The sequence below is a fragment of the Moorena sp. SIO1F2 genome, assembly GCF_010672755.1.
Taxonomy (GTDB): Bacteria; Cyanobacteriota; Cyanobacteriia; order Cyanobacteriales; family Coleofasciculaceae; genus Moorena.
Genome location: NZ_JAAHFV010000015.1, coordinates 1 through 26,745 on the forward strand (window position 1 = coordinate 1; position 26,745 = coordinate 26,745).

The window sequence follows — 26,745 nt, forward strand, 5'->3', positions numbered from 1 at the left end:
TCCCAGGAGGGGAACGGGAATCGGAACCCACCCCTAACCCCTCCCAGGAGGGGAACGGGAATCGGAACCCACCCCTAACCCCTCCCAGGAGGGGAAGAGCGGGAAATGGGGAGAATTATCCCGGAAACTAGTGTGTATTTTGATACATATTTTGAGGAATTTATACGTAATCAAAGTACCTACTCGCCCCTTTGTAAAAAACCTACCCTTATGAGCTCCCACTCTCCCCCTCTTCTTAAGTATGCAAATTAGATGGGTCAGAGCTGATCAGGTTTGATTTTTAAAGCACTACCTCTCGATTTTTCCTTATCTGGATCAGCACTCTAGGTGATAAGGCTCCGGGGTTTGGAGTAAGGGTGTTGGGTACGTCATGACCTGGAAATTGGAGTAGATTTACAGTGACCTTCACCCACATGACCTAGGTTAGGAAGAATCTCTTGAGTAAGCTGCTGATAGGTTCCAGCTGGGAGTCCTGATTTAAGCTGAGCCATTGTCACCTCTAGTTTGCCGTTCTTAGCGAGTGCAGCTAATGGCTCAAATCCGATCGCACCAGTGTTGAGGGGGTCATTAGCCGTCACATCACTATCGCCAAAAATGTGATCGAAGTGGAAGGTAGCTTCTATGTCCGCTTCCCCATCCTTGGCTAGAATCCCTTTGCGCTGATCACCGACAAATTCACCACAGCGGTATTCAATCTCTTGGTCAAGTTTGATCACAAAATCAATGGTTTGTCCCTGCTTACTGGCTTTACCACCCATCACTAGGGTTTGACCCATTGCTGGACCAGTGTTGGCTTTGACTATTTTCCAGGAAAGAGCATTGTAATGACCAGTTGGTGCATCAGCTATCTCAGCAATCAGAATTGGCTCGGCATCCTCTCCCCCTTCCGCTAAATCGATGGTTTTGGGATTGGGGAGGATAATTTTCTCTTCGACTGAGATTTCCTTTACTTTATCGGGGTTATAGGGAGGGTTAGCTTGGTAAGCGGTCACGTCCGCTAGGTTGATGTAAACCCGATCGAAAGATATTTGCCAACTGTCTTTGGAAATAAAGCCCTGTCGGACAAAGTCTTCACCGTTAGCCCGAAATTGCAGCTTGCCATTCCCTGCTGTAGGCTTAGTCTCGCTCTTTGGTTTACCATCACTACAGCCTGAGAGGCAAATTACAGCTATAACCATTATATTTACCCATATTTGCACCTTTGTGATCATGATTTTGCGATCGCTTCTACCTTCGCTTCTACCTTAATTAGTATACAAAACTTAATAAAACTCAGTTTTGGGGTAATTTACAATGCCCCTCTCCCCCATCTGCCCACTGCACACTGCCCCATCTGCCCACACTTTCCTATCTCCCCAAACTTCCCAAACTTCCCACACTCCCCCCTCTCGACCCACACCCCCGCGCCCGGGATACATCACTATTTTCAATAATTTAGCTGATGGTTTTAAGACAAATTGCTGAGGTTTCTTAAAAAAAAATAAGGTGCGCTTTCCGTGATGGCGTTCGCGTAGCGTGACCTACGGTCAAGGGATTGCTCGCCATCACGGGTCGCACCTAAGTAGGTGGGCTTAATTAAACCTTAAAAATTTGTTCATTTTTACTATCTACATTTCCAGATATTGTCCACTGTTGAAGCTGATAACCTACTTGGCAAATTCGTTTTTTTATACCTTCTTTAACGCCTAAAGCTAGATCCTATTCATCCTCAAACATTCGACCAGAGATTTGAGGAATTTTAAGTTGATGCCACTCCCCCTCTATTAGATTAAGTTCTGGACTATAAGTTGGCGAAAAAATAAATACAATCCCATTTCTAACCAGTCTTTTTATTTAGCTCTTAAAGGTGCGCTTTCCTTGATGGCGAGCAATCCCTCGCCATCAAGGAAAGCGCACCTCTGATGACTTTTATGACTTGAGGATCAAGGGGTGACAACAAGGTTACAAAGCACTCTGGATAACGGATATAGCGTTAAGTCCTCCCTTAAAATTGAGCCGTTTGTGAGGTTGGATATGCATCAGAATAAAAGCTAAATCTGACCAGTTATTGAGAGATTGAACCGAATCTGGAGCGTACAATCCAATCCAAAAATAACTATGTCGAGCCGTTGAACGTTCCGGTTCAGTAGGACGACAAATATACTCACTAACTTCGAGATTTTGTAAATATTTTACCTGTAAAGTTGCCTGGGTATAAGCGATATAAATGAGCAAAACAATAGCAAGTAAACGTCGCTCATTAACTTTCGTATTTTCGAGAGGTGCGCTTCCAATAAACTGCTAAATTAAAATTACCAAGCTGATGGGCTTTTGTGCAAGAAATGTTTTTATAAAACCGAGACATTCCTGGTTTAATTCCTAAGTTTTTCAGCGCTCGATAAACGGTGTCATCATCTTGAATACAAGTGCCCTTAATAGGGACGCAAAGCAAAGTCTACTTTCCTCTGGTCTAGCCACTTAGCCAGTTTGATACTGTGAAATTCTCTGTCTCCTAATAGAATGACTGGATAAGGGCGCATAAGAATGAAGGATGAATCAGTAGACCCGTTGCAAAAATAGTGTCTTGATGCCGCCCCTCCCGATGAGCGACTACATCAAGACAATCAGCAAAAATGTCAGTCGGCCTTGCTTAAGGATGGTATGATTTTGCCCCCCTAGCCTCCCAAGGCAAGGCTGGACAAAGACCCAATCACAATTCAAGCCAAACACAACAACACTAGAAGCCCATTAACTAAATAAAATACCGCCACTATCTGGGTCTCTGACCAGCCAGAAAGTTCCAGATGATTGTGGAACGGTGACATTTTTAATAAACGCTTACCCACCCCATTGGCATCTTTGGTGGATTTATAGTAACTAACTTGAGCAATCACTGAAACTGCTTCTACGAAGAAAATACCACTAATTATAAATAAACTCCAGAGGTTCCCAGTCAAAAGTCCTACCGCTGCAAGTGCTCCTCCTAGGGCTAGAGAACCGGTATCCCCCATGAAGACTTTGGCGGGATTGCGGTTGTGGGCAATAAAACCGAGGCAACTGCCACTCATACAAGCACAGAAGACCATTAAACCAGGGGAGGTCGGAGCAATCAGGGCAGCCAGTCCTAAAAATGCGATCGCACAGGTTCCTGCTGCCAGTCCATCCACTCCATCGGTAAGATTAGTAGCATTACTTTCTGCTAATAGCACAAATATACCCACCGGCCAAAACAACAATCCCAAGGGTAAGACGATCCCCAAGGGTAGGGTGATGTTAGTGATACTGGCTGGCTGGGTTTGTGCTAACCATAGACAAAACAGTAAACTGACCACAATTTGTAAGGCCAGTTTCATTCTCGGGGACATCCCTTTATTAGAGCGACGTTGGACTACTTGCCAATCGTCCACCCAGCCGATGAACAGATAGCCAAGGGTGGCTAGGGATACCGCTAGGACTGGGGTAAAATCCTGCTGTTGGAGGAATAATCCTGACCACACCAGGGCAATCACCACCGCTACCGGCACAAAAAATATGCCACCCATGGTGGGGGTACCCGCTTTCTGTAAATGGGATTGGGGTCCCTCTTGACGGATAATCTGACCCATTTTGAGTGCTTGTAGAAAGGGGACTGCTCGATATCCAATGCCAGTAGTGACCAGAGCACAGATCAACAGGGGTATGGTGATGGAGTTACCTGCGATCAGGGACCGAGCTGCTGTCCCATCCAAAATTAATGCACCCAGAGTTAAGCCGATTGATAGAATATATAGGAGTTTAGTTCCCGTTAAGTTGAACAACTGCCCAGACAATCGTTTAGAATCTACCACAAGCCTCTTATTCCTTTGTTGAACACTCCTCACAAAGATACAATTCCCTGTATCTTTGCTTATATCCGTATAATTTACGGTTACGAGTCAAATCCTAACATCAAAGGTATGCGATCGCTCACGGTAGGACTGATTTTTTACAATTTACGAGATGATCAAGCCATGACCGGATCACAGGATGACCGGATCACTACCAAGGTCTAGGGAGTTATCAGCTATCAGCTATCAGCATATGCGCTACAGGAATGGCTGACGGCTGATCCCTGACCGCTGTTCCCCCAGCGCATATGCTTACCAACAGCTGGGTTAACCATGGCGCAACTGCACTCTGATAATCACAGGTTTAATTCAAAAATAGACAATCTTGTTGTCGTTGGCTTAACCGGCTGACAATGACTTGCAACTGGTGTTTAGAGAAATTTCTTTCAAAGGTTGTGATCCCTCGTCTAGAGGTGTAGGCGAAAGGATAGTGATAAATAAGTAGTGATACGACATTGTATTCCCATTAAATAACACATTTGTTAAGTAAAAATCCAGAGTATTATTTTTAATAAATTTAAAATAATACTCTGGATTTGAATTATTTTTAATTAAATAAAGCTTACAAAACTGCTATTTTTTTTTTACTTCTCAAGGAAAAAATACACTATCGTAACCATGACTTATGAGAAATGATAACTCTGACGATCAGACTTCCATTTACCTAGAAAGTTAGTCCCACTAACCATCATGACTCGCTCATCGTATCGATATCGCTGTAACAGATTTTCACAAAATGGGAAAAAATCGGAATGGGGAAGACAATCATCTTCAAGAATAATTCCTTCTTCAATTACTAACAGTTTGGGAGGTTTGGCTTGGCGAATTACTTCAAATACTCTCTCAGTAGTATCTGGTTGTTTGAAGATTATGAAGGCAACTGGAGTTTTAATATCTATCTAAATAGAACATTTATTAATTGGGTGAGGTACAAAGTTTTGGTTTTTATGGAACAGGGAATAGCGAAAAATTATATGTACCTCATAGCTAGGATAAACGCTATAATATAAAAACTATTATTTTTCGTTAGCGACTTGCTAAATACTAGTTAAAATACGCTGAAGTTTCTCTAGGAGCTTATCAGTAGAATGAAGACGTCTATAACCATGAAAATCCGGTTGCACTTCTTGGTTATAGTTATCCAGTTGACTACAGAGCCGACCTATAGTATAAATACATTGCAGCACATCCCCTTCATTGATAGTTAAACCCAATTTAAATTTGCGCACTCTCTCTGCCATACAAAACTTGCTGCTCACAATCACAGGTTTTTCAAAGACTGCTGCTTTAGTCAGGATATTACTACTGTGGGGGAAGTTATTATAGGCAGTAAATAAGATATACTTCGTCAGGTCATAGCTTTTACTTTTTCAAAGGACTGGAATCGTAAAGTCAACAGAGAATTAAGAGTTTCCTGATGAGTTGTATGACATTGCTCCAAACACACAGATATGGCGGCTTTGAAGGCTCCAAAATCAGGGTAGTAAATTGAGTATAAACATTGCTTCTTCACAAAGAACCACAATCGCTCGATTAGATTTAGATTGGGTGAATAGGGTCGAAGATAGAGTAATTCAATCTTGAGGGATTGGGCTCGTTCAAAAACAAGGGCACATTTCTGATATCGGGCATTGTCGAGTACTAAGGTAATCGGGACCGTTAAGTTGAGAGCAGCTAATTGTGAGAGCAGTTCACTTTCGCTATGAGCATTGATGTATGCCTCATTGGTCACGGTAATTAATTCATGGGTGATGGCGTTGAGGGCACCGAGCACGTTGAACCGTTGCCGAAAGACCGCTGATTTGACAAACTTTCGCTCAAAGCACCAGACCCATCCCAGATAGGCTCCCAAAACAAAGTGGGCTGCATCCACTTTGAAAACGGCTCGTTTCCCTGCTTTGGCTTCCTCATTACGAGGCTCAAGTTCTTTTTTTTAAATGCCTCAAGTCCTAGGGGGGTCAGCTTTGGCTGGCACAACTCCAACTCGGCAACAACTCATACCCATAGACAAAAGAAACTTACGCACTTGCTCGCGACTGCGTTCAATCCCAGTCAATTCCTTAATTTGAGCGGCTGCTTGGGCCAGGGTAAGGGGCGGATGTTCCCAAAAGTGCGCTTCGAGGGTCTTCTGATGCTGCTTCAATTCACTTTGGGGGCGGTAGAACTTCAAGTGTTTGAGTTGCTCAATCCCACCCGCTTGATATTCACGCAAATACTTCACCAAAGTCGGTTCACTGATCCGAAGCAATTGAGCGATTTGCCAATGGCGCAGGCCCTGACTTTTGAGATATACCGCTTCCATTTTCCGTTGCACTCGTGGATGGGGGTGATGGAAGCGTTCATAGTGTAGGGCTTCAATATCGCTGGGGGTAAAGGTTAAGTTAATCAAGTGCTTCACAACGGATTCAACGGTTGTGTTCAGTATAACCTTTGAAAAAAGCTAAGTCTATGGCCTGATCAAGTATATGGCAAGTACTAACTAAAGCGTTGAATTTTGCTTCATCAGGAATACGCTTAAAATAAAAAAAGCAGTTAGGTAATTTTAGATTAAGAAGAGTCTGGAGTCTTGCTTGCTCCTGGAAAGTGTAGCTCTGTTTGGATAACTGACCAGCGAAGACAAAAACATAGTCTTGTTTCACCATCTGCTGAGCAACTTCTAAAAGTGTCAGAACTCCTTTGCGCTGGGATTGTATGCCTAGTAATGCAATGATTTTTTTGCCTTCCGCTTTGGCTTGAATTTGTTTCACGATTGACCAATTCAAGTCTGGGGCTGACTCGTCGGTAAAATCGGGAAAAGTAATTACAGTTTTCCCGTTAATTTTGCTTTGTAATTGGTTAGCCTACATTCCGCAGGTTGGAGGGGAGAGCTATGGTATTTTTAAACCATGAAACCAATAGCATCTTCAATTAGAGTACAAGATCTTGACCACTGCGGCATAGTGGCTGGAATAATTGACCAGATGGGACTAGTGGAACAAATTAACCAAGAACTCGGAAGCCACCCCCAAGAAATTGTCAGTGCCGGAGTAGCAGTCAAAGCGATGATTCTCAATGGGTTGGGCTTAGTGAGCGCTCCCCTGTACTTGTTTGAAAAATTCTTTGTGGGCAAAGCCACCGAACATCTTCTGGGAGAGGGAATTGAACCACAGCATCTCAACGATGACCGTCTAGGAAGAGTATTGGAACAACTCTATGAAGCGGGACTGACCCCTCTATTTATCAAAGTAGCCCTAAAAGCTGCTTTTAAGTTTGGGGTAAACAGTGACAGTCTGCACCTGGATTCGAGTTCCTTTCACGTTCATGGAGCTTATCTGAGGAAAGACTTACCCCTTTCACAAGAACCAGCAGCGATGTTCCTTAGGAACCGCTTCGCGAACGCCATTACTCATGGTTACTCGAGAGATCATAGACCAGACCTCAAGCAATTCATGGTGGATTTGATGTGTAGTGGAGATGGAGATGTGCCACTATATCTACGAGTAGCAAATGGTAATGAATCAGACCAAGCCATTTTCGCCGAACTGATCAGACAATTCCGGGAGCAATGGCAATGTGAAGCTTTGTTTGTGGCTGATGCTGCCCTCTATGGAGAGGAAAACATTCAGTCATTGACCGATCTGCAATGGCTCAGCCGAGTCCCCGCAACTCTCAAAGCAGCTCAACAGTTAATGGAGCAGTTGTCTGAAGAAGCCTTCAATCCGGCTCAATTAACACGATACCATTGGGCTTGTGTCTGTAGCACCTATGGTGAGATCAAACAGCGATGGCTCGTTGTCGAAAGTGAAGCCAGAAAAGAAGCTGACCTGTTGCAGCTCGAACAAAAAATTCAACAGCATCATCAGAAAGCTCTTCATCAGCTCAAGCACTTAGAACACCGAAACTTTGCCTGTGCTCCTGATGCCATGGCAGCAGCAGAAGATTGGAACAAACAACTGCGCTATCATCGCCTCACTCAGATAGAAGTTGTGCCACTCCCTTACTACAATCAGCCTGGACGACCACGAAAAGGTCAAGTTCCTGATGGCATACACTATCGTCTTCAAGGCAGCTTAACCTTAAATCAGGAAGTGGTTGCCAAAGCTCGTAGAAGGGCTGGACGCTTTGTTCTGGCTACCAATGTTCTAGAGTCTGAGTCCCTGTCTGAAGACAATATACTCTGTGAGTACAAAAAACAACAATGTACTGAAAGAGGTTTCCGTTTTCTCAAAGACCCGATGTTCTTCACCAGCAGTGTTTTCCTCAAGACTCCTGAGCGGGTAGCTGCCTTGGCGATGGTGATGGGACTGTGTTTGTTGGTCTATACTTTGGCACAAAGAGCCTTACGCCAAGCTCTTGCCAGGGCTAAGCAAACCGTTAATAACCAATTAGGTAAGCCCACAGCTACCCCGACAATGCGCTGGGTATTTCAGTGCTTTCAGTCGATTCATTTGGTCATCCTGGGGGAATTAGAGCAAATTGTCAACTTAACCCAGGAGCATCAAAGGATTCTTCAGTTTCTTGGTGCTCCCTGCCAAAAATATTATTTACTGGTCTGACCAACCTGCGGAATGTGGGGTTAGCAATCCCTTCGTCAAGAACAGCAATAGCTGGGCAATGAGAGGACTTTAAGGCAGCATGAGGTTTTAGAGGACCTCTATTGATAGACCAAAACGTTTGTTTAAGCCTCAAATGACGAGGTTGAACATAGAGACCAGACCAAGGGTAAGGGAAAATATTGTCTACTATATGGTGTAGCAGGTAGGGTGCTAAACAACTATCAAGCCCAGGGTAATCGCATCTAATTTGGTATAAATCGTACTTGACAAACTACAGGGAGTATAGGTATGATAGCGAGTCAGTGTTCAAGGTTGTCCCAGAGCGGATGTTGCGGTTAACCGTTGGATTTGCCAAGATTTGCATTCTCTAGTCAGTCATTATGGCAAAAGGCTTTGTGAAGGCTCAGCAGGAGCGTGAAGCGTTAATCTTGAAAAACAGTGTTCTGAAGCATTTTCAGCACTTGCGAGATCCCCGAGTGGAGCGAACCCAGAAACATTCCTTGGTGGCCATGATCACGATTGCCATTTTGGCGGTGCTCTCCGGTGCCGATGGGTTTGTGGCCATCGAAACCTACGGTAAAGCTAAGCAAGTGTGGCTGGAGACGTTTTTAGAGTTGCCCAATGGGATTCCGTCACACGATACCTTTGGTCGGGTGTTTGGTCTGCTAGACCCCCAGGAGCTCGAGACGAGTTTCTTGAGTTGGGTCAGCTGTATTACTGAGAAATTAGCCCTGAAGTTGATTCATATCGATGGCAAGACCACCAAAGGCTCCTATGACCGAGCTGGTCAACTGAAGGCGTTACAGAGTGTGAGTGCCTGGAGCAGTGAACATGGGCTGGTTTTAGCGAGCGCAAAAAGTGGAGAGCAAATCCAATGAAATCACAGCAGTGCCGCTCCTGCTGCAATTGCTGAACCTCAAGGGGGCGGTAGTCACCCTTGATGCCATGGGCACCCAAATCGCCATAGCGTAGGCATTTCAAGCAGGCAGAAGGCGACTATGTCTTGGCACTCAAAGGCAACCAGGGTCAGCTCAGCCAACAAGTAGAGGCTTGGTTCGAGCAAGCACAAGCCCACAACTGGCAGGGGATTGAGTACAGCTACGATGAAACCATAGACAGTGGACATCATCGCATAGAAACTCGCCAAGTTTGGGTCGTGCCCGTGAGTCAATTACCACCACTGCCTCGGCAAGGTCAATGGGCGGGCTTAGAGACGGTTGTCATGGTCAAGAGTACCCAGAAGTTATGGAACAAAACCAGGTTTGAAGTGCGGTTTTACATTAGCAGCCTGGAAGGCGATGCCCAGCGACACAACTCGGTCAGGACTTACGCAACTGGCACAACTAATGGTGGGGCTAGAGCACGGCGAGAGTGTAATAACTAAACTATAGACATAGTAATGTCGGGACGTTTTAGTTGGTTAATTAAGTAATTCGAAAAGAGTCCATGCTTAATTTGATAAATTGTTTGACCACTTTTATAAGCTAAATTTTTGAGTCTGAGCCAAACTAAAATAGCACAAGCAATATGGTTTCTTTGAATACGACCCTTGCGACATTGACATGATTCAATACCAGTCAATTGTTTTAATTCTCGATGAAACTCCTCAACCTTCCATCGAACCTTACACTCTTTTTGTACAACGTCCGTAGAATTCTGAGAGCTGATTCCTAAAGAGAAAATAAAGGAAAACTGGACAGCGAGCAAAAGGAAGTAAGCTCAGCACACTCACCTCAATATTGCTAACTCTAGAGAAGAAAAGTTTGATGAGTCGTCTTCCAGAAGTTGCCAAACCACACCGCCGACTTTACCCTAGCGATCTCAGTGACCGAGAGTGGGAAATTATTAAACCGTTGTTACCGCTTCCCCAAGGATTTGGAAGACCTAGAACCGTAGACCTCAGAGAAATTCTCAATGGAGTCTTCTATGTACAGCGCACTGGTTGTCAGTGGGAAATGTTGCCCCACGATTTCCCCCATCACGGGACAGTATACAAATATTTCCAGAAATGGGAACGCCTAGGATATGGGCCGAAAATCCATGACACACTACGACACCAACTCCGAGAAAAGTTGGGACGATTTGAAAAATCAACAGTAGCGATCGCAGACTCACAGTCGGTAGAAACGACGGAAAAAAGGGGGAGGTGTACGGGTACGATGGCGGCAAGAAAGTCAAAGGTCGTAAACGCCATTTGGTAGTAGATTCTCAAGGTCTAATGATTGGGGTGTTAGTGACTGAAGGCAATGCCCCAGAACGTTTGGGAGCAGCTACAGTAAGAGCGCGAAAACTCAGAAGAACTTTCTCAGACAGAAATAGTTTGGGTAGATGGAGGATATTCGGGTCAGAACTTTGCACGGGTTGTTCGGCAACTCTGTGGGGCGGGTGTCGAGGTCATTAAACGTCTTACTGACACTTTTGAGATTTTACCCAAACGTTGGGTGGTTGAGAGAACTTTTGGATGGTTAAATCGGTATCGCCGTCTGAGCAAAGATTACGAGATGCATGTCGAGAATAGTGAGGCAATGATTTATGGGTCTCTAATTCGATTGATGATTCGTCGATTAGCCTCTTAATCTTTACTTTAGGAATCAGCTCTGAGATAAATCGTTTGTAGCGATAAAATCCGTTTTGTCGGTGGAGACACTTACCCGGAAAAGTTTCACTTTTTTGGAGCCGGGAAATTTTTGAATTTTTACTAGTTTCCCGGAGTTTAATTCTTTCTCATCCCAAACTAATGATTCAATTCTTTGATAATCTTATTGATTGCCAGTATCATCCACAAGTCGATTCCGTTTGAGAGGACAATAATAATATTTTCTCAAACCTTCGATATATAACATTATTTTATTTGTGGCATACCAACTGTCCATCAATACAGTTCTAAATGGCAAATCCTTAGAATAGACAAGGTTTTGGAGCATATCCAAAACATGTTCTATTTTTGTCTTACCATCCCGTTCTGGGTCATAAATACGATAGTCTACTACCCAAAACTTTTTGGTTTCGTGATTGACATATATACAATTTATTAATCCAATTCCTTGGATTATACCATGGGAATTACCACTATATTGTCGTTTACTTATCTCTATTTTTATAGAGTATCGTTTATCAATTACTGTGTCATCAAAAACTAGATAGGCTTGCTCATTTATTTCAATTAAGTCTTTGACATTATCCCACAGTAAGCGTGGGGTCAACTTCTCATTTTTTAGATAACGGTTAATTTGAACATGGCTAATCTGCTCTAAATGTTCGGCTAAATTGGTGAGAGTATAATTGAGGTGGCTACTTAATAAGTATTGACAATAGTTAAGTTTAGTAAATTTCATCACTAACTGAATTTTTTAAAGCACCCTCCTCTAATTTTATCATAAAAATTAAAAAACGAACGACCATTAATTACTATTACTAATCTGAAAAAGGGCTGATCACAGACGTAGCTTAATATAGTACTTTAGTACTATATTAAGCTATCCACTGTGCCAGTTGCGTAAGTCCTGTCGGTGATTCGCTCCCATTGGAGTATTGAGAACAGTCTGCATTGGGTGCTTGATGTCACCTTTGGCGAAGATGCTAGTCGGATACCTATGCGGATATGCGGCACAGAACCTGGGATTGTTGCGACGTTTAAGTGTTAGTTTACTCAAGCAGGTACCCTCCAAACAGAGTCTGAAGATGAAGCGTTACCGAGCTGGGATGGACAATAACTCAGTAATGGAAATCCTGGCTGCCAGTGCCGGTAAGTCAGGTGTTAGTCGTAGTTGATCACCACTGAGCAGGTGAGTTGGAAGAGGTAATCGAGGTCTGTGTTCTCGGTCAAGCCCTAGGGCGTGTCATCAAATAGGTATCAATTTAGTTTAGAATCGGTAGCTGTAGAGAGTTTAGTCAATCAGGAGCTGTGCTATCATGATACGCCGCTATGCTTTGCGTCTCGGACCAGTGGGAACGGNAAACTTTTTTCAGAAACTTAAGCAATACAGGGCAATAGCAACTCGCTATGATAAAACTGCTCGTAATTTTTTGGGAGCCATTCATCTCGCCGCTTCTGTCATCTGGCTTAACTGACGACATGCCCTAGAGAAGTAATATTAAGTCCGGTTAATCACTTCCCAAATAGTTCCTGGATTGTTGGATGTTAGCCCTTTGGCTGATGGGTAATTGACAATTACCCATCAGCCAAAGGGCAAATACTGATTACCCCATAAGGACTATGATGATTATTCAATCGGATGTGATCTAACTATCTCAAGTGCCAGTTTGGTCAGGATTATAGAGCGCGTGAAAGTTTTTCAGACCCTGGAAGGGCAGCAACGTCAAAGTTTGCTGATTTTATTTACTGTTGGTCTACTATTTTGGTCAAGCCTATCGTCTTTGTTGCCAACCCTGCCGCAATATATTCAAGACGTGGGTGGAACCAAGCAACAGGTGGGGCTAGTAATGGGTTGCTTTGCCATTGGTCTGTTGCTGTTTAGAAACCCACTGGGGCGTATGGCAGACCTGCGCGGTCGCAAGCTGGTAGTAATTATTGGTACTAGCGCTGTAGCTCTAGCGCCTTTGGGCTATCTATTTACCCAGTCGATTAGTCTGTTGATGCTGGTTCGAGTGTTTCATGGCATCAGTATTGCGGCGTTTACCATCGGTTATATGGCTCTAGTAACCGATTTGTCCCCTGTTGACAAGCGGGGTGAGTTAATTGGTTACATGAGTTTGGCAACACCGATTGGTTTAGGTCTCGGACCAGCCCTGGGGGGTTTTCTACAACAAGAGGCTAGCTACAGTGTTTTATTCTTAGTGTCTGCAGCTCTAGGTGGGCTGGGTGTGCTGTTCGGCAGTCAGATTCGTGAACAAATCAGGTATCCTACACCTGAGCAGGGAAGACATCGATATTGGTTAAACTCGATTTGGCAGCTATGGGTCAAACTATGGCAGTTGTTAACCAGCCCTCCTCTTGGAATTCCAGCTTTGGTAATGCTGTTGTTCGGTATAGTATTTGGAACAAAAGTTAGCTTTGTCTCTCTGTTTATTCGAGAGACTGGTATTAATCTCAATCCAGGATTGTTTTTCACAGCTGCTGCGATCGCTAGTTTTATGATTCGTGCATTAACTGGTCAGGCATCTGATCGGTATGGACGAGGAGTTTTTATCACCGCTAGTGTGGTTTGCTATATCATCTCAATGTTGATGATTTCCCAGGCTGAAACGGGAGTCAGATTTTTACTAGCTGCTTTATTAGAAGGAGCCGGCACTGGACTATTCATACCGATGATGACTGCTTTGATGGCTGACCGCTCCTCTGCTGACGAACGGGGTCAGGTATTCGCTGTCTGCATTAGTGGCTTTGATTTAGGGATTGGCCTAGCTGGGCCGATCTTTGGTTATTTCGCCGACCTGTTAGGATATCAAGGAATTTTCTCCTGTGGTGCTGGTATAGCATTTTTGGCACTGATTATCTTTATGACCCAGTCCAACAAAAATTTATCCCGTTCCCTCAGATTCTCCATCGGTCGTGAACGGGATTTATATGCTATAGACACTAGAATGCCTTAGCTTAGTAAACGGGCTAGGAGGGATTCGAACCCCCGACACCGTGGTCCGTAGCCACGTGCTCTAGTCCACTGAGCTACAAGCCCTTAACTGCTGCCACTTTTCTGTGGGTCAACAGTTACTTATCATAACACATAGATCAAAAATTTTGCAATACTCTTGTGGAAATCAATCGCTCGCTATCCCATCTCGATAGTCAAGGTCAAGCTCAGATGGTCGATGTTTCTGGCAAAGCGCTTACCAAACGTCAGGCAGTAGCCGCTGCTCAGGTAAGGATGAAAACCGCAACCTTCAACACCATCCAATCTGGTAATGCCCCCAAGGGTGATGTCTTAGGAACTGCTAGGCTGGCTGGGATTATGGCAGCAAAGCAAACTTCTCAACTGATTCCTCTGTGTCATCCCTTGCCCCTACACAAGATCGAAGTTCAAGTCGAACCTGACCCCCAACTACCGGGATATCAGATTCAGGCATCTGTGACTACTAAAGCTGAAACTGGTGTCGAAATGGAAGCACTAACAGCAGTTTCTGTTGCGGCTTTGACCCTTTACGATATGGCCAAAGCGTTGGAAAAGTCTATCGCGATTGAATCGATTCGCCTGTTGAGTAAGACCGGAGGGAAATCCGGCGATTACGAAATCTCAGGCGATTGCTAAGTTAAGGAATGATCTCAAGTTAAGTTGGGTCAGCACTTAGCACTGATCCACTCAGGCACTTAGTTACCCATTACCCTTTCAACAGGAAATCTATGGCTAAGATTAGGTTTCTCGCAAACGTGGCATCAGTTCCACGAGATTACAGGGGGAATTGCCCAAATCGAGCTGGTCTTTGATAATCTGCTCCCAACCTGTCCGACAAGCTCCAGAAGATCCTGGCAGACAAAAGATGTATGTTCCGTTAGCCACACCAGCCAGGGCACGAGATTGGATAGTAGAAGTCTTAATCTCTTGGTAGGAAATCATGCGGAAAATTTCACCAAAGCCCTGGATTTCCTTATCCAGCAGGGGTTGAATCGCTTCTGGTGTACCATCTCGACCTGTAACACCAGTTCCTCCTGTAGTCAACACCACCTGTACGGATTCATCAGCAATCCATCGGGAAACCACCTCACGGATTTTGTAGATGTTGTCTGGAACAATAACCTTTTCCGCTAAGTGATGCCCCGCCTGGGTTAAACTCTCAACCAGCAGCTTACCCGACTTATCCGTGGCTTCGTTACGGGAATCGGACACCGTCATGACTGCAATATTTAAAGGAACAAACTGTTTGGTTCGGATCATGTTCAATCCAACATTAGGTTCTAAAATTAAATTAACTGACTAGGGTCGGTATCAGATCAAGCCCCTAAATAACTCAAAACTGACAAATATCTATGCCTCCTCGTTGGCCTCGTAAACCTGATCGACGTGATCCAGCCTACCGTCGTCTAGATGACCGCATGAACTTTGCTGTACATGTGGCAATTTTTGCTGCTTGTAATTCCGGAATGTGGTTCTTCAGAACTATACAGTATGCTCAATGGACTTGGGCATACTGGTTTACTTGTCTGTGGGGATTGATTTTAGTAGGGCATGGGGTTTATATATTTGCGATCGCAAACTATACCCCCCTGCCTACTCAAGAACCTCCAACCGAATCCCCTCAAGGATGAAATCACCCAAGATAATTGTAGTAATTGATTTTTTCTTGACTGTTGGCGCTTAACTGTTGACGGTTAACTGTTGACGGTTAACTGTTGACGGTTAACTGTTGACGGTTAACTGTTGACGGTTAACAGAAAGCCAGCAAATAAACTTTAGTTAAACTTTCAACTTTCAACTTTCAACCATCAACTTTAGTTATACCTTAGATATCCCAACATGTAATTAATTAGAAACAGCTAATTACCATGGCTAATCCAACTTCTACAGAAGCAATTGAAACTCTCGCTGCTGAAATTGGCGACAAGGTATATATTGATGTAGCCAAATGGCATCTCTACCTTAGGGATGCCCATCTACATACCACTTTGGCTGAACAATTTTATCCCCTACTAATCGATAACACTAATACAATCACAGAAGACCAGATGATGCCAATCCTGCAAAGCATTCAGGTCAAGCTAGGTGGTGGTAAACGGCAAGTTCCCCTAGCAGATTTGCTACCCATGCAGTGTCAGATGGATCTAATCGATATTCTCGAAGAGTATCAAAGACAGCTGTAGGTGTCTTAAAATAGCAAATTTTCTAATAACTAATCACTAATAACAAAAAATTGGGTAACTTTAACAGCTACCCAAATAATTCTGCTTGTTTTTGGTTCACCAAAACAGCAAAGGTTTTCCTGTGAAGCGTTAGAAACTAGGCAGTTACAGCCTTTTTCGCCACAGCACTTAACTCACCGTTGGCATACTTAGTTGCAAAAACATCGATAGTCGCTTGCTTGATCTTGCTAGCATTACCAGCAGTACCAAAGGCTTCGTAACGCTTCAAGCAAACCTGCTTCATATACTTGATAGAAGGCTTGAGGAAGTGACGGGGGTCAAAGTTAGAAGGATCTTTGGCAGCAGCTTCCCGGATAGCAGCAGTGATAGCCAAGCGGTTGTCTGTGTCGATGTTAACCTTACGAACACCGCTCTTAATACCCTTTTGAATTTCTTCAAGGGGTACACCATAGGTTTCAGGAATAGAACCACCGTACTGGTTGATCATGTCAAGCCACTCTTGAGGCACAGAGGAAGAACCGTGCATCACCAAGTGAGTGTTAGGCAAACGCTTATGAATTTCTTCAATGCGACTAATGGCAAGAATTTCTCCAGTCGGCTTGCGGGTGAACTTGTAAGCACCGTGGCTAGTACCAATAGCTACAGCTAGAGCATCAACTTGGGTGCGCTCAACAAATTCAACTGCTTCGTCGGGGTCGGTCAATAGTTGGTCGCGACTCAGAGTTCCTTCAAATCCGTGACCATCTTCTTTGTCACCTTTACCGGTTTCGAGTGAACCTAGGCAACCCAGTTCCCCTTCAACACTAACACCGATAGCATGGGCAACTTTTACTACTTCGGCAGTAACACTGACGTTGTAATCGAAGCTGGCTGGAGTCTTAGCATCAGCTTCCAAGGAGCCATCCATCATCACACTGGTGAAGCCGTTACGAATTGCCGAATAGCAGGTGGCTGGGCTATTGCCATGGTCTTGGTGCATGGCAATGGGAATATGAGGGTAGGATTCCACCGCTGCTGTGACCAGATGGCGGAGGAAGTTCTCACCTGCATATTTGCGGGCACCACGAGAAGCTTGTAAGATTACCGGACTATCCGCTTCTTCAGCAGCCTGCATGATAGACAGGATTTGTTCCATGTTGTTAACGTTGTATGCTGGAATCCCGTAGCCGTTCTCAGCTGCGTGATCCAACAGTAGCCGCATGGGTACAAGTGCCATATTATATTCCTCCTAACTTTGTTTGTTAGCTATTCCGGCGAGAAGCCTCACGTCTGACACTCCCTAGTGACTCGTGAACAGAATCGCCAGTCCAGACATGTCAATCTAGTTGCTTCTAGACAAGGTTAATTCTTTAGATAATCTTAAGATATTTTGCAGCTTTTATTCAAATTTCTTGATTAGATCATCTAGACAAAGCTGAGTCTATAAAACTGGACAAAACTTACCAAATCTATAAAATAATCCCCAAGTACCCCTGGGGAAAATCTGGATAAACAGTAAAGTATAGGTAGTTTTGCTAAGAGTTTTGAGAAGAGTTCGTTACCTTTCTGATTGGATCAATAAATTAAGGTTCGTTGGCGCGAGCGGGTTCTGACCAGCCCAGGAAGTATCCCTCTTAAACAACAGAGGTGGTCAAGTGTGCCTGTTGTACCTAGTACCTCATAGTTACCTAGTACCTAACACCTACCTAGTGCCTCATACCATTAGCCTCATACCTAGAATTTGTATCAATAGACATATGCTGCTAACTAACAGTTAGCTAAAAATGGGTCGCCCGGGACTCGAACCCGGAACTAATCGGTTAAAAGCCGAGTACTCTACCATTGAGTTAGCGACCCGGTAAGCTTTTTTGAAACATACCTTTACTAAGAATATCACATTGATAAGGAAATGTCTAGGGAAATTTAGAAAAATTTCGCCGTTAGCCTCACCGATGCCTCACTACTCTCTCCGGGAGCTAAGTGAGTTAAATTTTTCCCAGTGTTAAGAGCGTTACGGGGAGCACTCCAAGGTTCAAGGCAATAAAAGTCCTTGCCTTGAACTGTCCAAAAGACCAACGTCGAGAAAACATCAGTGTAGGTCAATGCGATCGCTAATCCCCTTTCGGGATCAGTAACACTGGCACTCTTATCACTAAGTTGCCCAAACGCTACATCAATTTCATCACAGCTAAAATCAAAATTGCCAGTGAAAGGATGTACTGCTTGAGTTTGCTTCTCCTGATACTCCGATGCAGGAATATCAAACTCGAGTTTAGTTTTGTCAGACGTCAAGAAGTAGGGATGGAAACCTGTGGAAAAGGGCATCGGTTCAGCGGAATGATTAGTATAGCGCTGATCAATGTCTAGGGTGTTGCCCTTTAATCGATAGGTAAAGGTAACTTCGAAGTCAAAGGGATAGACAGAGCGAGTTTGATCATTACTCTTGAGGGTGAGAGTCAACACTGCCATGTCATTCGTTGCACTATCAGTCACCTCCCAAGGCAAATTACGGGCAAAGCCGTGTTGTTTTAGAGTATAGTCTTGGCCAAGGTATGTATAAGTATCATTAACTAAGTTTCCACAGATGGGGAAGAGGATGGGAATGCCACCCCGTACACTCAGATTGGGATCTTTAAAACGTTCAGCATCAAGATAAAAAATCTCCTGACCTTGGATATTCCACCGAGTGACAATGCCACCCCGTTCAGGAACCACTTCTAATCGAGACTGGGCATTGTGGTCAGTGAGAATGTAAGTTTCGTATTGGTCTTGACTCCGTAGGATCTCAAACACTGGCTTTTCTCCCTTACGATTTAAAATCAGATTGATCAGTCTATTGAGTGCCTAAGCACTTTTGGTCACAGCAAGAGCCTATTTTTGAGTGACTCTGACTGCGACCGATGGCAGGTTGGCAGATTGGCAGTTTTTTTTTCAAAATTCATGCTTAGTGCCAAGCAATTACAGGGATTAGCTTTCGGCAAAAGAATCCCCAAATCGGCGACCCTTGGCACCCTATGGGGGCCAAGCTACGGGAATGGCCACGGGTGCGCGTTCGCGCTTTCTTGTGGGATGAATTTTGCACAGGGTCTTTTTAAAAATGTTATATTCTATTTACTAGCAAGCAAAGCCGAGAATGCTGGTTTGTTTGCTTACAGCAAAACAAGCCCCACATCTCAGTGCTTCGCTATGAGTGTGGGATGCATTTTGCACAGGTTATGCATGGAATTGCTATAATATATGTACTGATAAACAAAGCCGTTCGCGTAGCGTGGCCTACGGCCTTAAATGCTGGGCAAGTCAGCACAACAGTCTTAAAAAAAAGACCAAGAAAACAGAGCGGCAGGGTTTGAAGTTACCGTAAGATAGGGTCGCCTTAATCAAAAAGTTTTAACCCTTTTATGCATAGCCGACTAACCATAAAGGCGACCCTATCTAAGGTTTCGTCTCTCGGCAGTCCGTTCTTAAAGCGCAACGCCTCCTCAGCAATAGCCGGATTGGTTGCGTTCGCGGAGCGTGGCCAAAGGCCAAGCCTAAACTAATTCTAAAGAATAAGTTTAGGATCTGTCACTATGTCACAATGATTGGTATTTCAAACCTCTAGACACCTACCAAAATGTTGGCTTCTTGGATCAGAAGGCTTTATCCAGGCCGATGTTAATAAGCAGTAGGATTTATCCTGTTGTATCCTATAAATAGCCAAGTCGGTGAGAAACCTAACAGGTAACAAGACTAAAGGTAACGGCACAGCTCTTTTTGAGCTGAGGTCGTTTCTAGTGTGTTTAAACCACCACAGCAGTATGAGTCAAATCCTACTGTGAACGTTGCTAGTAGCCGGTTTTTAACCGCTTGAGCAACATCCGCTCATAATCCCCTATGTTTCAACTTGGGGTATTTTTGAAATTCTTACTCCATTCTCTGGATAGGAATGCTAGTGGAATCTAAGTTTACAAATAACTATAGAGTAACCATACCCCCAAAAACCATCTCTTAAAGACTACAGCACCATTGCTGGCAAGCAGGAGAAATGGGTTAGGGCTCTGTAGGTTACTGAATTAAGGGATGTAGCGCCGACCTGAGGGGGTTTCCCCAACTCGCGATCTGCATCAAGACAATGCATAAAAACAATGTATAAAAAAAGTAATCAATGACATGAGCAGCGTTGATCAACTCAAACTCAAGCTCGCTTCTAATGCATGCCTTACTCTCAAGCAATGAACATAAAAGACTATTAAGCTATTTTAATCTTTAACAAGGAATAGACAAACCCGCTTGATTCCATGTTAAGTTAACCAAAAATGATTTCAAGCCAACCCCTACCCTTTAGGGCTGGGGATACGAGGAGTGAGCTACAATTATTGCTAATCCTTTAAATTCTTGGAATTTATTTTTGCGGCTGATGGCGGCTCGACTACTCAAGTAAATGGTATTTTAGTCGCCAGAGCCAACAAACAAAGGATCTGGAGTATTCCTACTCTGGTGGTTCAGGTTTATTATAACCTTCCATTGTATCTCATCATCACAATGATGGAGAGAATCCCGCCAATTATATTCGTGGGAAGTATGTCAAAAGAAAGTTGTTTCTAAAGAAACAGAAAAGCCACGAGCGAGAGTTAGCCACCCTGGCGAGGGATTGCTCGCCAGGGTGGGCGTGGAGCGTATCGGGATTTATCCCGTTACTAAAAGTAGCGACACAGCTAGAAATCAACCTAGCCAAGGTCAGTAGGGCATCTTTGAACGTGCCGCAACGATATGGATTGGAGTCTCTATCCAGGTCATATCGTAAGCGTTGCGAAGAGGCGCGACCCAAGGCGAATCTTATTCGCCATTGGAAAGCGCGCCAAGCGCGGTTTCAAGCCGCGTAGCAACATCAGCTTAGAATCCCCGTGTTTTTAAACCGGGGAGAGTTCAAGCAACCGCTTACTTCACCAGTAAAACGAAGAGTTATCTGCAACAGGAGAAGCCGAATATGCTACACCGCAAGATTTATCAACTCTGCTGCGATGGTCGTGAGGTCTGCGTTTTCTTGCGGGATCAGCAACGTTGGATTGAACACGCCCGCATTGTTGATATCGAGGGAGATTTAGTCACAATTCGTTATGAAACAGACGAAGAGGATGAGATCAGTTCCTGGGAAGAAATGGTCCGCTTGGAAAGCATAGGCTCTGTGAGTCACAAGCTAGCTTCTGTTTTCCGAGGTAATGTTGATCCGATAGTCTCTGATGATTGTCCGGAGGCTGAACAAATTCACCCCCGCTCCCAAGACTTAAATCAGGACTAGATTGTTCATTGTTAATGGACAACTGTTAAGAGAAAATTGATAACTCACAACTAGCTAGCAATTTTCCCTTAACTATTCGTTACTCAAGGGGTTCTATCCGTTCAAAAACTGGACAGTACCCCTCCAGTGTTACTTTAAAACCATAGAGAGCTGAGGCTGGATTCCAGCAGCGCTGGCCTCTTTGGTATAGACAATTACCACAACACTCAATATTAATTGGTATCTTGGCTTTACCCCCTTGTTTGAGTAGTTCTCGTTGTGACAATCCCCGCAAGACCAGTTCTTCTCCTTGCCAGCGGGCTTCTACTAAACCAGTATCAGCGAAATTTTGCCAACGGGGATCCGTTGCGATCGCTCTTGAAAGAGTGATATAGACAAGTGTATCTAATTCATTCAACTCTCCTTCATAGTTCGTTTCCGTTGGTAGAGCTGGTCTGATAAAGGTATCACCAATGGGAAGTTCTACGAGTGTTCCTGCTGCTGGCGTATGGAGGTGATATCGATTTTGTAACTCTTCCAAACCAGCAAGATCACCTAGGTAGGTAGGGGAGCCGTGAACAAAAATCACATGTTGAGGTCGAAGATTATGAATCAACTGGGTGGTGCCCAGACAATCCCCATGTTGAGCCAGCAGATAAGTTTCAACCTTAAGCCATCCGTAGTCATCCATTGGATCCAACGATTTAAGATGTTCCGGTTGCAGGACAACCCAAGAAGGGTTCTCTTGCTGCCAGTACTCCCTCCAATCCATGTTTAAGTCAGTGAGGATAATACAGGGAGATTTACCGATAGCATCTCGCTGCTGGGGATCTAACCGCCGCACCCGAGGACGTACCCGCTCATCCCAAAACAAGGCTTGATGTCGGGCAAAATTTTGTACTGAGGTGGGAAAGTGAGACAGCAGTTCTAAGTAAGCATTACAACCAGCAGCCACGGTTCCATTGACCCAAATATCCAGGTCGCGTCCTGTAAAGTGGTGATGAGAGCGCAGGAGCATGAGGATTTCTTGACCTAGACCTAAGGTAGGCACTGGTAACAGAACTGAGTTATTGGTAGCAATTGCCTGCTCAATACGCTCTACTAGTTGATTTTCTTGTTGCCGCCGATGGGGATGTCGAGCAGTGCCATAACTGCCTTCTACAATTACCACATCCGGCTGTGTCCCCCTGAGTGATTCAAGGGATAATCCCTCCACCAGCCGCGAGTTCGACAGGAAAAAGTCACCGGTGTAAAGCAGTCGGTAAGTTCGATGGTGAGTGGTGTAAGTGAGTAAAAATGCTGCTGCTCCTGGCAAGTGTCCAGCTGGGAACAATTGAGCAGTGAGTCCCTCGCAGAATTCTACAGGGGTAGCCCACGGCAGAGCTTGACAAAATGGGGGAATATCTTCAGGAGGCAGTTCCGGCCAGTTGAGTAGTAATAGTTGAGTCGTTACCTCACTGGCGTAAATTGGTAATTGTGGAAAAGTTTGGTGAAGAGCCAGCAATCCCTGAGTATGGTCTGAGTGAGCGTGGCTACACAGGACTAAATCGGCTGGTGGTATCCCATCGATCTGTAGGGGGGAAATGTCTTCTAATCCACAATCAAGGAGAATGCGGTGTGGTCCCATCTGCACCAACAAACAAACCCCTTCTGCACCATGACCAACACCGTAAGGAAAGCAGGTTAATCGGTCATCCTGATCAGAGGATGCTACTGGGCGTTGATTGCTCATGAGCTTCAACTTAGATTTTAGCTAATCCGGCTCCGTTAACCCACGTCTTACTAATCAGGGAAGGGTGAATGATTAAGCCTTGGAAGAGGCAGACAGAATGGGTGATCGCCAACGGAAAATAAGGTGAAACTATTTTTCCGTTGGCTGTATCTTCCTTGAACGGAAAATTCAACGGATTCTTCCCCAGTCAAAACAAACGTGGTAGAGTTGTCACTCCGTACCAATTTAGAGGGGTTTGTATGCTGGATATACCCTAGAGATCACTCTGGAGTCTACGATAATCCTAAACCCTACCCTTTAGGGTGGGTGTGGGGAATTCTCACCTAGTTTCCCTCCTTTCGAGGTCAGAGTCAATAGGGGATAAGGGTTGCCAAAAACATTACCACAGTAGGAAGTTAACTAAGGAGGGACTGGTGAAGTCCCTCTAAGTGAGGATTTCAATTTTTTGACACTCCCCATGCCTAGAAAGCAGGGGCTTGGGAAAACCCCCTTAGCCCCCTCACATTCCACGCTCTTTGGTCAGCTTCTAGCCCTTAGCCTCTGCTGTGATGCCAGATGCGTGGGTTTTTCCAAGACTACACGATGAATGCTTGTTGAAAGCTCAACAGCTGACAGCTAAAGTAAATACTGGAAGCTTAGTGTGCAGAGCCGTTGCCGTGATAATCGTCTGAATCATAAAATCCGTTCTTAGTCCCAAAAAACAGGCACAAAGCAGTAAAAGCAATTGTTAGTACCACTAAAACCAGTTTTACTTCCATTTTCTTAATAACTCCTCATGGCTGTGAGAAAAAAGCGTCACGTTCATTGTAACTCCCTCTTTCGTCCAGAACCTGCCTCAATCCCCTGCCTAAGCTGTCACGCACTTAATTTTTGGGTTGAGGCTGATGGGGAGATGGGGAAATGGAGGTGGGGAGAGGGTTTCATGGTTTGTTTCATAAGATGAACAGATTCAATTTAGATGCGTGTTAGCTTAAAATATATGGCTAGTGTAATATTTTTATATTGCTATATGATTATATTTAATTAATTAGAGCGAGTATGGTATTATTTCTATCAGTGTGTTTGTTGGGGTTTAAACGCGAAAGTGATAGTGAGCTTATAAAAAATGGCAAGTACAAAGTACCAGCTTAGTGAGTACAGCTTAGTGAGTACAGCTTAGGGAGTAGCAGCTTAATGCGATCGCTATCGGTAGTAACTTAGGTAAATTACCCACTATCTTAGAAGCTGCTAATCGCGAACCTATACCAAACTCAAGCTTTTTCCCTACCAGAGCGTTCTAGTTGGCCTAAAGCTGCACCATTTAAAACCACCACAACCAGATCATCTCAATGACTGCTCTAGCCGGTTCAATTTTTGTATGAAAGAAATCTATAAAATTAAGCGTCGCCAATTCATTAAACTTAGCTCGATAACTCTTGGTAGTAGTGTTTTGGCAGCTTGTACTAATCAAACCTCTACACCATTAACTACAGAAAAAAAAGGTAAATTAGATAAAATAAAATTTGCTTTGGGGTGGAAAGCTGAAGCAGAATACGGTGGTTTTTATCAGGCTGTCGCTACTGGAATTTATCAAAACTATGACCTAGATGTTATTATACAACCAACAGGTCCTCAGAGCAATCCCACCCAATTATTACTGGGGGGAGTAGTTGATTTAAGTATGGGACAGGCTGTTGATGCTATTAGAGCAGTGCAACAAGGTATTCCCAAAATTACTGTAGCAAGTATCTTCCAAAAAGAAATACGAATTCTATTGGCTCATCCAGGGGTAGGCAATGACTCTCTGGCACAATTAAAAGGTAAACCAATTTTTATGGCTCCTGGAGCCATCACAACCTATTGGCCCCTACTCAAGGCAAAATACGGTTTTACAGATGACCAGAAACGCCCCTACAACTTCAATGTTAGCCCTTTTTTAGTAGATAAAAATTCAGCCCAACAGGGTATTTTGACCTCTGAACCATACATTATAGAAAAAGAAGGAGGCTTTAAGCCCAATATATTATCCTTAGCAGAGGCTGGTTATAATCCCTATACTTTCACCATTGAAACCACGAAGAAACTCGTTGAAACTAACCCCGATCTGGTTCAGCGATTTGTTGATGCATCAATCAAAGGATGGTATAGCTATCTAGAGAATCCCGAACCAGCCAATGAGCTGATCAAAAAAGATAATCCAGAGATGAAGGATGACCTCATTGCCTATGGTCTGGATAAGCTTAAAGACTATGGTATTATCATCTCTGGCGATGCCGAAAAACTTGGCATTGGGGCAATGACCGATGAACGTTGGGAAAGTTTGTTCAATGAGTTAGTTACGGTTGGTGTACTTGATGCAAAGACTGATTACAAACAAGCCTACACCTTGGAATTTGTCAATAAAGGAGTAGATTTTTATACAAAAAATTAGTTAACATTATATATTAGTTATATACATGTTAATATCCAAGTTAATTAGATATTATTATTATAGATTAATTTATATCTAGTCTTGCCAAGCCAGATTGATAATTTTAAATATTAACGGATTGCTAATCACTGATTATATCTCTTGCAAAAGTAGTTTTATGATACTGTTTTTATAAATTTTTTTCCGCTGTTACCTGTTACCGACTTCTGCAAGAAGTCTATTGCTAATAACTGACAATAAATGAACCAAAAACCAGCTATTTATCTTACCCATGTCAACAAAACTTTTGACAATGGTACTGTAGCGCTAAAAGACCTAAATCTCAACATCAATAAGTCCGAATTCATCAGTCTGGTAGGACCATCGGGATGTGGCAAGAGTACCCTGCTACGCATCATTGCTGGACTAAGCACTATGAGTTCGGGAAACATAGAATGGAGCGATCGCGCCCACCAAAAGGAGATAGCTTTTGTCTTCCAAGAAGCAGCACTAATGCCTTGGGCAACGGTAATGGGAAATGTTCGTTTGCCTCTTAAATTGGCTGGGGTCTCTAAAAAAGTGGCTGATAATGCTATTAAAGAAGCGCTCCAATTAGTTGGACTGGAAAGTTTTGCCCAATCCTATCCCCGTCAACTCTCCGGTGGCATGAAAATGCGAGTCTCTATTGCCAGAGCTCTTGTTACTTCTCCCAAGGTATTGCTGATGGATGAGCCCTTTGGAGCCTTGGATGATATCACCCGGACTAAGCTGAACCTGGAGTTACTTGATTTGTGGAGTAAGAAACACAATTGTCGGCCCGGCTGCGAGACTCGCCCCGGGGTCCAACCCAATCACCGCGCACCCCGGCTGCCCGTTGGATGTCACAGACCCCGAATAGGTTTGTGCACCATGAGTATGACCATCGATTGCGGGACGTGTTCCCGCCAAAAGACCGACACCTGCGACGACTGTGTGGTCACGTTCATCGTGAACCGTGAGCCGGGCGACGGCGTCGTGATCGATGTGGCCGAGTTCTCGGCCCTGAAGCGGCTGCAGTCGGCCGGCCTGGTTCCCGAGCTCCGGCATGATCCGGTGAACGATACGATCTCCGGCGCCGGGTGATTCGAACGTCGTTTCGTCGCTCCTCGGCGCTGAATCGGGCAACCTGGGTACATGAGCGGCCCGTCCGATGAGCTCACCGAGGGAGCGGTTGATGCTTCGGCTGCTGATGTCTCGAGGACCGATCCACCGGGAA

General features: G+C 44.3%; 27 protein-coding genes, 2 tRNA genes and 5 pseudogenes. 17 read left to right on the plus strand and 17 right to left on the minus strand.

What is annotated here, in order from left to right:
* Nucleotides 1-368: 368 nt before the first annotated feature.
* The 6 genes from F6J94_RS03525 to mraY form a co-directional block, all read right to left on the minus strand.
* Entirely contained in the window at nt 369-1,178 is an 810-nt protein-coding gene (locus F6J94_RS03525; RefSeq protein WP_293023648.1) for a DUF4382 domain-containing protein, read from the minus strand.
* Nucleotides 1,179-1,262: 84 nt separating this feature from the next.
* Entirely contained in the window at nt 1,263-1,418 is a 156-nt protein-coding gene (locus F6J94_RS03530) for a hypothetical protein (protein ID WP_293036912.1), read from the minus strand.
* 280 nt (nt 1,419-1,698) lie between these two features.
* Complete coding sequence (locus tag F6J94_RS34120) at nt 1,699-1,833, minus strand: transposase (protein WP_367142156.1); 135 nt, start codon at nt 1,831-1,833, stop codon at nt 1,699-1,701.
* 108 nt (nt 1,834-1,941) lie between these two features.
* The gene (locus F6J94_RS03535; RefSeq protein ID WP_293036914.1) at nt 1,942-2,214 is read right to left on the minus strand and encodes a hypothetical protein; all 273 of its coding nucleotides are present in this window, start codon (nt 2,212-2,214) and stop codon (nt 1,942-1,944) included.
* Between the two features lie 25 nt (nt 2,215-2,239).
* Complete coding sequence (locus F6J94_RS03540; protein ID WP_293036916.1) at nt 2,240-2,431, minus strand: hypothetical protein; 192 nt, start codon at nt 2,429-2,431, stop codon at nt 2,240-2,242.
* Nucleotides 2,432-2,696: 265 nt separating this feature from the next.
* Nucleotides 2,697-3,806, minus strand: coding sequence for a phospho-N-acetylmuramoyl-pentapeptide-transferase (gene mraY / locus F6J94_RS03545; protein ID WP_293036918.1), 1,110 nt, complete (start codon nt 3,804-3,806; stop codon nt 2,697-2,699).
* A gap of 18 nt (nt 3,807-3,824) precedes the next feature.
* Here mraY and F6J94_RS03550 point away from each other — a divergent pair, with 18 nt between their 5' ends.
* A complete protein-coding gene (locus F6J94_RS03550) occupies nt 3,825-4,010 on the plus strand; it encodes a hypothetical protein (protein ID WP_293036920.1) in 186 nt (61 codons plus the stop codon).
* A gap of 461 nt (nt 4,011-4,471) precedes the next feature.
* On the opposite strand, the pseudogene F6J94_RS03555 reads toward F6J94_RS03550, so the two are convergent.
* The 4 genes and pseudogenes from F6J94_RS03555 to F6J94_RS03570 form a co-directional block, all read right to left on the minus strand.
* A pseudogene (locus F6J94_RS03555) lies at nt 4,472-4,738 on the minus strand (glycosyltransferase family 2 protein); the annotation flags it as partial.
* Between the two features lie 144 nt (nt 4,739-4,882).
* A complete protein-coding gene (locus F6J94_RS03560; protein ID WP_293036923.1) occupies nt 4,883-5,104 on the minus strand; it encodes a hypothetical protein in 222 nt (73 codons plus the stop codon).
* Nucleotides 5,105-5,193: 89 nt separating this feature from the next.
* Nucleotides 5,194-6,234 (minus strand): annotated as a pseudogene (locus tag F6J94_RS03565) (IS630 family transposase).
* A 16-nt stretch (nt 6,235-6,250) separates the two neighbouring features.
* Complete coding sequence (locus F6J94_RS03570) at nt 6,251-6,592, minus strand: hypothetical protein (RefSeq protein ID WP_293036925.1); 342 nt, start codon at nt 6,590-6,592, stop codon at nt 6,251-6,253.
* A 138-nt stretch (nt 6,593-6,730) separates the two neighbouring features.
* Here F6J94_RS03570 and F6J94_RS03575 point away from each other — a divergent pair, with 138 nt between their 5' ends.
* From F6J94_RS03575 to F6J94_RS03600, 6 genes and pseudogenes are all read left to right on the plus strand, one after another.
* Nucleotides 6,731-8,380 carry an IS1634 family transposase gene (locus F6J94_RS03575; RefSeq protein ID WP_293036927.1) on the plus strand — a complete coding sequence of 550 codons (1,650 nt, stop codon included), beginning with the start codon at nt 6,731-6,733 and terminating at the stop codon, nt 8,378-8,380.
* A 380-nt stretch (nt 8,381-8,760) separates the two neighbouring features.
* Nucleotides 8,761-9,258, plus strand: coding sequence for an ISAs1 family transposase (locus tag F6J94_RS03580; protein ID WP_293036929.1), 498 nt, complete (start codon nt 8,761-8,763; stop codon nt 9,256-9,258).
* A gap of 116 nt (nt 9,259-9,374) precedes the next feature.
* Nucleotides 9,375-9,764 (plus strand): annotated as a pseudogene (locus F6J94_RS03585) (ISAs1 family transposase); the annotation flags it as partial.
* A gap of 382 nt (nt 9,765-10,146) precedes the next feature.
* Entirely contained in the window at nt 10,147-10,581 is a 435-nt protein-coding gene (locus F6J94_RS03590) for an IS5 family transposase (RefSeq protein WP_293036931.1), read from the plus strand.
* Entirely contained in the window at nt 10,527-10,781 is a 255-nt protein-coding gene (locus tag F6J94_RS03595) for a transposase (protein ID WP_293036933.1), read from the plus strand. Before F6J94_RS03590 ends, F6J94_RS03595 begins: the two co-directional genes overlap by 55 nt.
* Nucleotides 10,696-10,956, plus strand: coding sequence for a transposase (locus F6J94_RS03600; protein ID WP_293036959.1), 261 nt, complete (start codon nt 10,696-10,698; stop codon nt 10,954-10,956). Before F6J94_RS03595 ends, F6J94_RS03600 begins: the two co-directional genes overlap by 86 nt.
* Before the next feature lie 18 nt (nt 10,957-10,974).
* Here F6J94_RS03600 and F6J94_RS03605 read toward each other — a convergent pair.
* A pseudogene (locus F6J94_RS03605) lies at nt 10,975-11,715 on the minus strand (IS701 family transposase); the annotation flags it as partial.
* A gap of 223 nt (nt 11,716-11,938) precedes the next feature.
* Between F6J94_RS03605 and F6J94_RS03610 the strand changes: the two are divergent.
* The 3 genes and pseudogenes from F6J94_RS03610 to F6J94_RS03620 all read left to right on the plus strand — a co-directional run bounded on the left by F6J94_RS03610 (nt 11,939) and on the right by F6J94_RS03620 (nt 13,933).
* The gene (locus F6J94_RS03610; protein ID WP_293036935.1) at nt 11,939-12,151 is read left to right on the plus strand and encodes a hypothetical protein; all 213 of its coding nucleotides are present in this window, start codon (nt 11,939-11,941) and stop codon (nt 12,149-12,151) included.
* A gap of 189 nt (nt 12,152-12,340) precedes the next feature.
* Nucleotides 12,341-12,451 (plus strand): annotated as a pseudogene (locus F6J94_RS03615) (transposase); the annotation flags it as partial.
* A 213-nt stretch (nt 12,452-12,664) separates the two neighbouring features.
* On the plus strand, nt 12,665-13,933 hold the full coding sequence (locus tag F6J94_RS03620) for an MFS transporter (RefSeq protein WP_293036937.1): 1,269 nt from the start codon (nt 12,665-12,667) through the stop codon (nt 13,931-13,933).
* A gap of 9 nt (nt 13,934-13,942) precedes the next feature.
* On the opposite strand, the gene F6J94_RS03625 is transcribed toward F6J94_RS03620, so the two are convergent.
* A tRNA-Arg gene (locus F6J94_RS03625) sits at nt 13,943-14,016 on the minus strand.
* A gap of 75 nt (nt 14,017-14,091) precedes the next feature.
* Here F6J94_RS03625 and moaC point away from each other — a divergent pair.
* On the plus strand, nt 14,092-14,586 hold the full coding sequence (moaC, locus tag F6J94_RS03630) for a cyclic pyranopterin monophosphate synthase MoaC (RefSeq protein WP_293036939.1): 495 nt from the start codon (nt 14,092-14,094) through the stop codon (nt 14,584-14,586).
* 102 nt (nt 14,587-14,688) lie between these two features.
* Here moaC and moaB read toward each other — a convergent pair whose 3' ends face one another.
* Entirely contained in the window at nt 14,689-15,210 is a 522-nt protein-coding gene (gene moaB, locus F6J94_RS03635; protein WP_367142155.1) for a molybdenum cofactor biosynthesis protein B, read from the minus strand.
* 92 nt (nt 15,211-15,302) lie between these two features.
* On the opposite strand from moaB, the gene F6J94_RS03640 reads away from it, so the two are divergent.
* On the plus strand, nt 15,303-15,581 hold the full coding sequence (locus tag F6J94_RS03640; protein ID WP_293036943.1) for a 2TM domain-containing protein: 279 nt from the start codon (nt 15,303-15,305) through the stop codon (nt 15,579-15,581).
* A 237-nt stretch (nt 15,582-15,818) separates the two neighbouring features.
* Entirely contained in the window at nt 15,819-16,133 is a 315-nt protein-coding gene (locus tag F6J94_RS03645; RefSeq protein WP_071103773.1) for a DUF3181 family protein, read from the plus strand.
* 136 nt (nt 16,134-16,269) lie between these two features.
* Here the strand turns inward: F6J94_RS03645 and fba are convergent, their stop codons facing one another.
* From fba to F6J94_RS03660, 3 genes are all read right to left on the minus strand, one after another.
* Nucleotides 16,270-17,349 carry a class II fructose-bisphosphate aldolase gene (gene fba, locus F6J94_RS03650; RefSeq protein ID WP_070390956.1) on the minus strand — a complete coding sequence of 360 codons (1,080 nt, stop codon included), beginning with the start codon at nt 17,347-17,349 and terminating at the stop codon, nt 16,270-16,272.
* Nucleotides 17,350-17,897: 548 nt separating this feature from the next.
* Nucleotides 17,898-17,969 (minus strand) — tRNA-Lys (locus F6J94_RS03655).
* A 66-nt stretch (nt 17,970-18,035) separates the two neighbouring features.
* Nucleotides 18,036-18,905, minus strand: a complete 870-nt coding sequence (locus F6J94_RS03660) for an aldose epimerase (RefSeq protein ID WP_293036945.1) — start codon at nt 18,903-18,905, stop codon at nt 18,036-18,038.
* 1,781 nt (nt 18,906-20,686) lie between these two features.
* On the opposite strand from F6J94_RS03660, the gene F6J94_RS03665 reads away from it, so the two are divergent.
* Both F6J94_RS03665 and F6J94_RS03670 read left to right on the plus strand, forming a co-directional pair.
* Entirely contained in the window at nt 20,687-20,974 is a 288-nt protein-coding gene (locus F6J94_RS03665) for a hypothetical protein (RefSeq protein ID WP_293036947.1), read from the plus strand.
* 104 nt (nt 20,975-21,078) lie between these two features.
* On the plus strand, nt 21,079-21,390 hold the full coding sequence (locus F6J94_RS03670) for a DUF6679 family protein (RefSeq protein WP_008182036.1): 312 nt from the start codon (nt 21,079-21,081) through the stop codon (nt 21,388-21,390).
* 79 nt (nt 21,391-21,469) lie between these two features.
* Here F6J94_RS03670 and F6J94_RS03675 read toward each other — a convergent pair whose 3' ends face one another.
* A complete protein-coding gene (locus tag F6J94_RS03675; protein ID WP_293036949.1) occupies nt 21,470-23,101 on the minus strand; it encodes an MBL fold metallo-hydrolase in 1,632 nt (543 codons plus the stop codon).
* Nucleotides 23,102-24,458: 1,357 nt separating this feature from the next.
* Between F6J94_RS03675 and F6J94_RS03680 the strand changes: the two genes are divergently transcribed.
* Together F6J94_RS03680 and F6J94_RS03685 are read left to right on the plus strand one after the other, a co-directional pair.
* Nucleotides 24,459-25,511, plus strand: a complete 1,053-nt coding sequence (locus F6J94_RS03680; protein WP_293036951.1) for an ABC transporter substrate-binding protein — start codon at nt 24,459-24,461, stop codon at nt 25,509-25,511.
* A 240-nt stretch (nt 25,512-25,751) separates the two neighbouring features.
* Nucleotides 25,752-26,612, plus strand: coding sequence for an ABC transporter ATP-binding protein (locus F6J94_RS03685; protein ID WP_293036955.1), 861 nt, complete (start codon nt 25,752-25,754; stop codon nt 26,610-26,612).
* Nucleotides 26,613-26,745 lie beyond the last annotated feature (133 nt).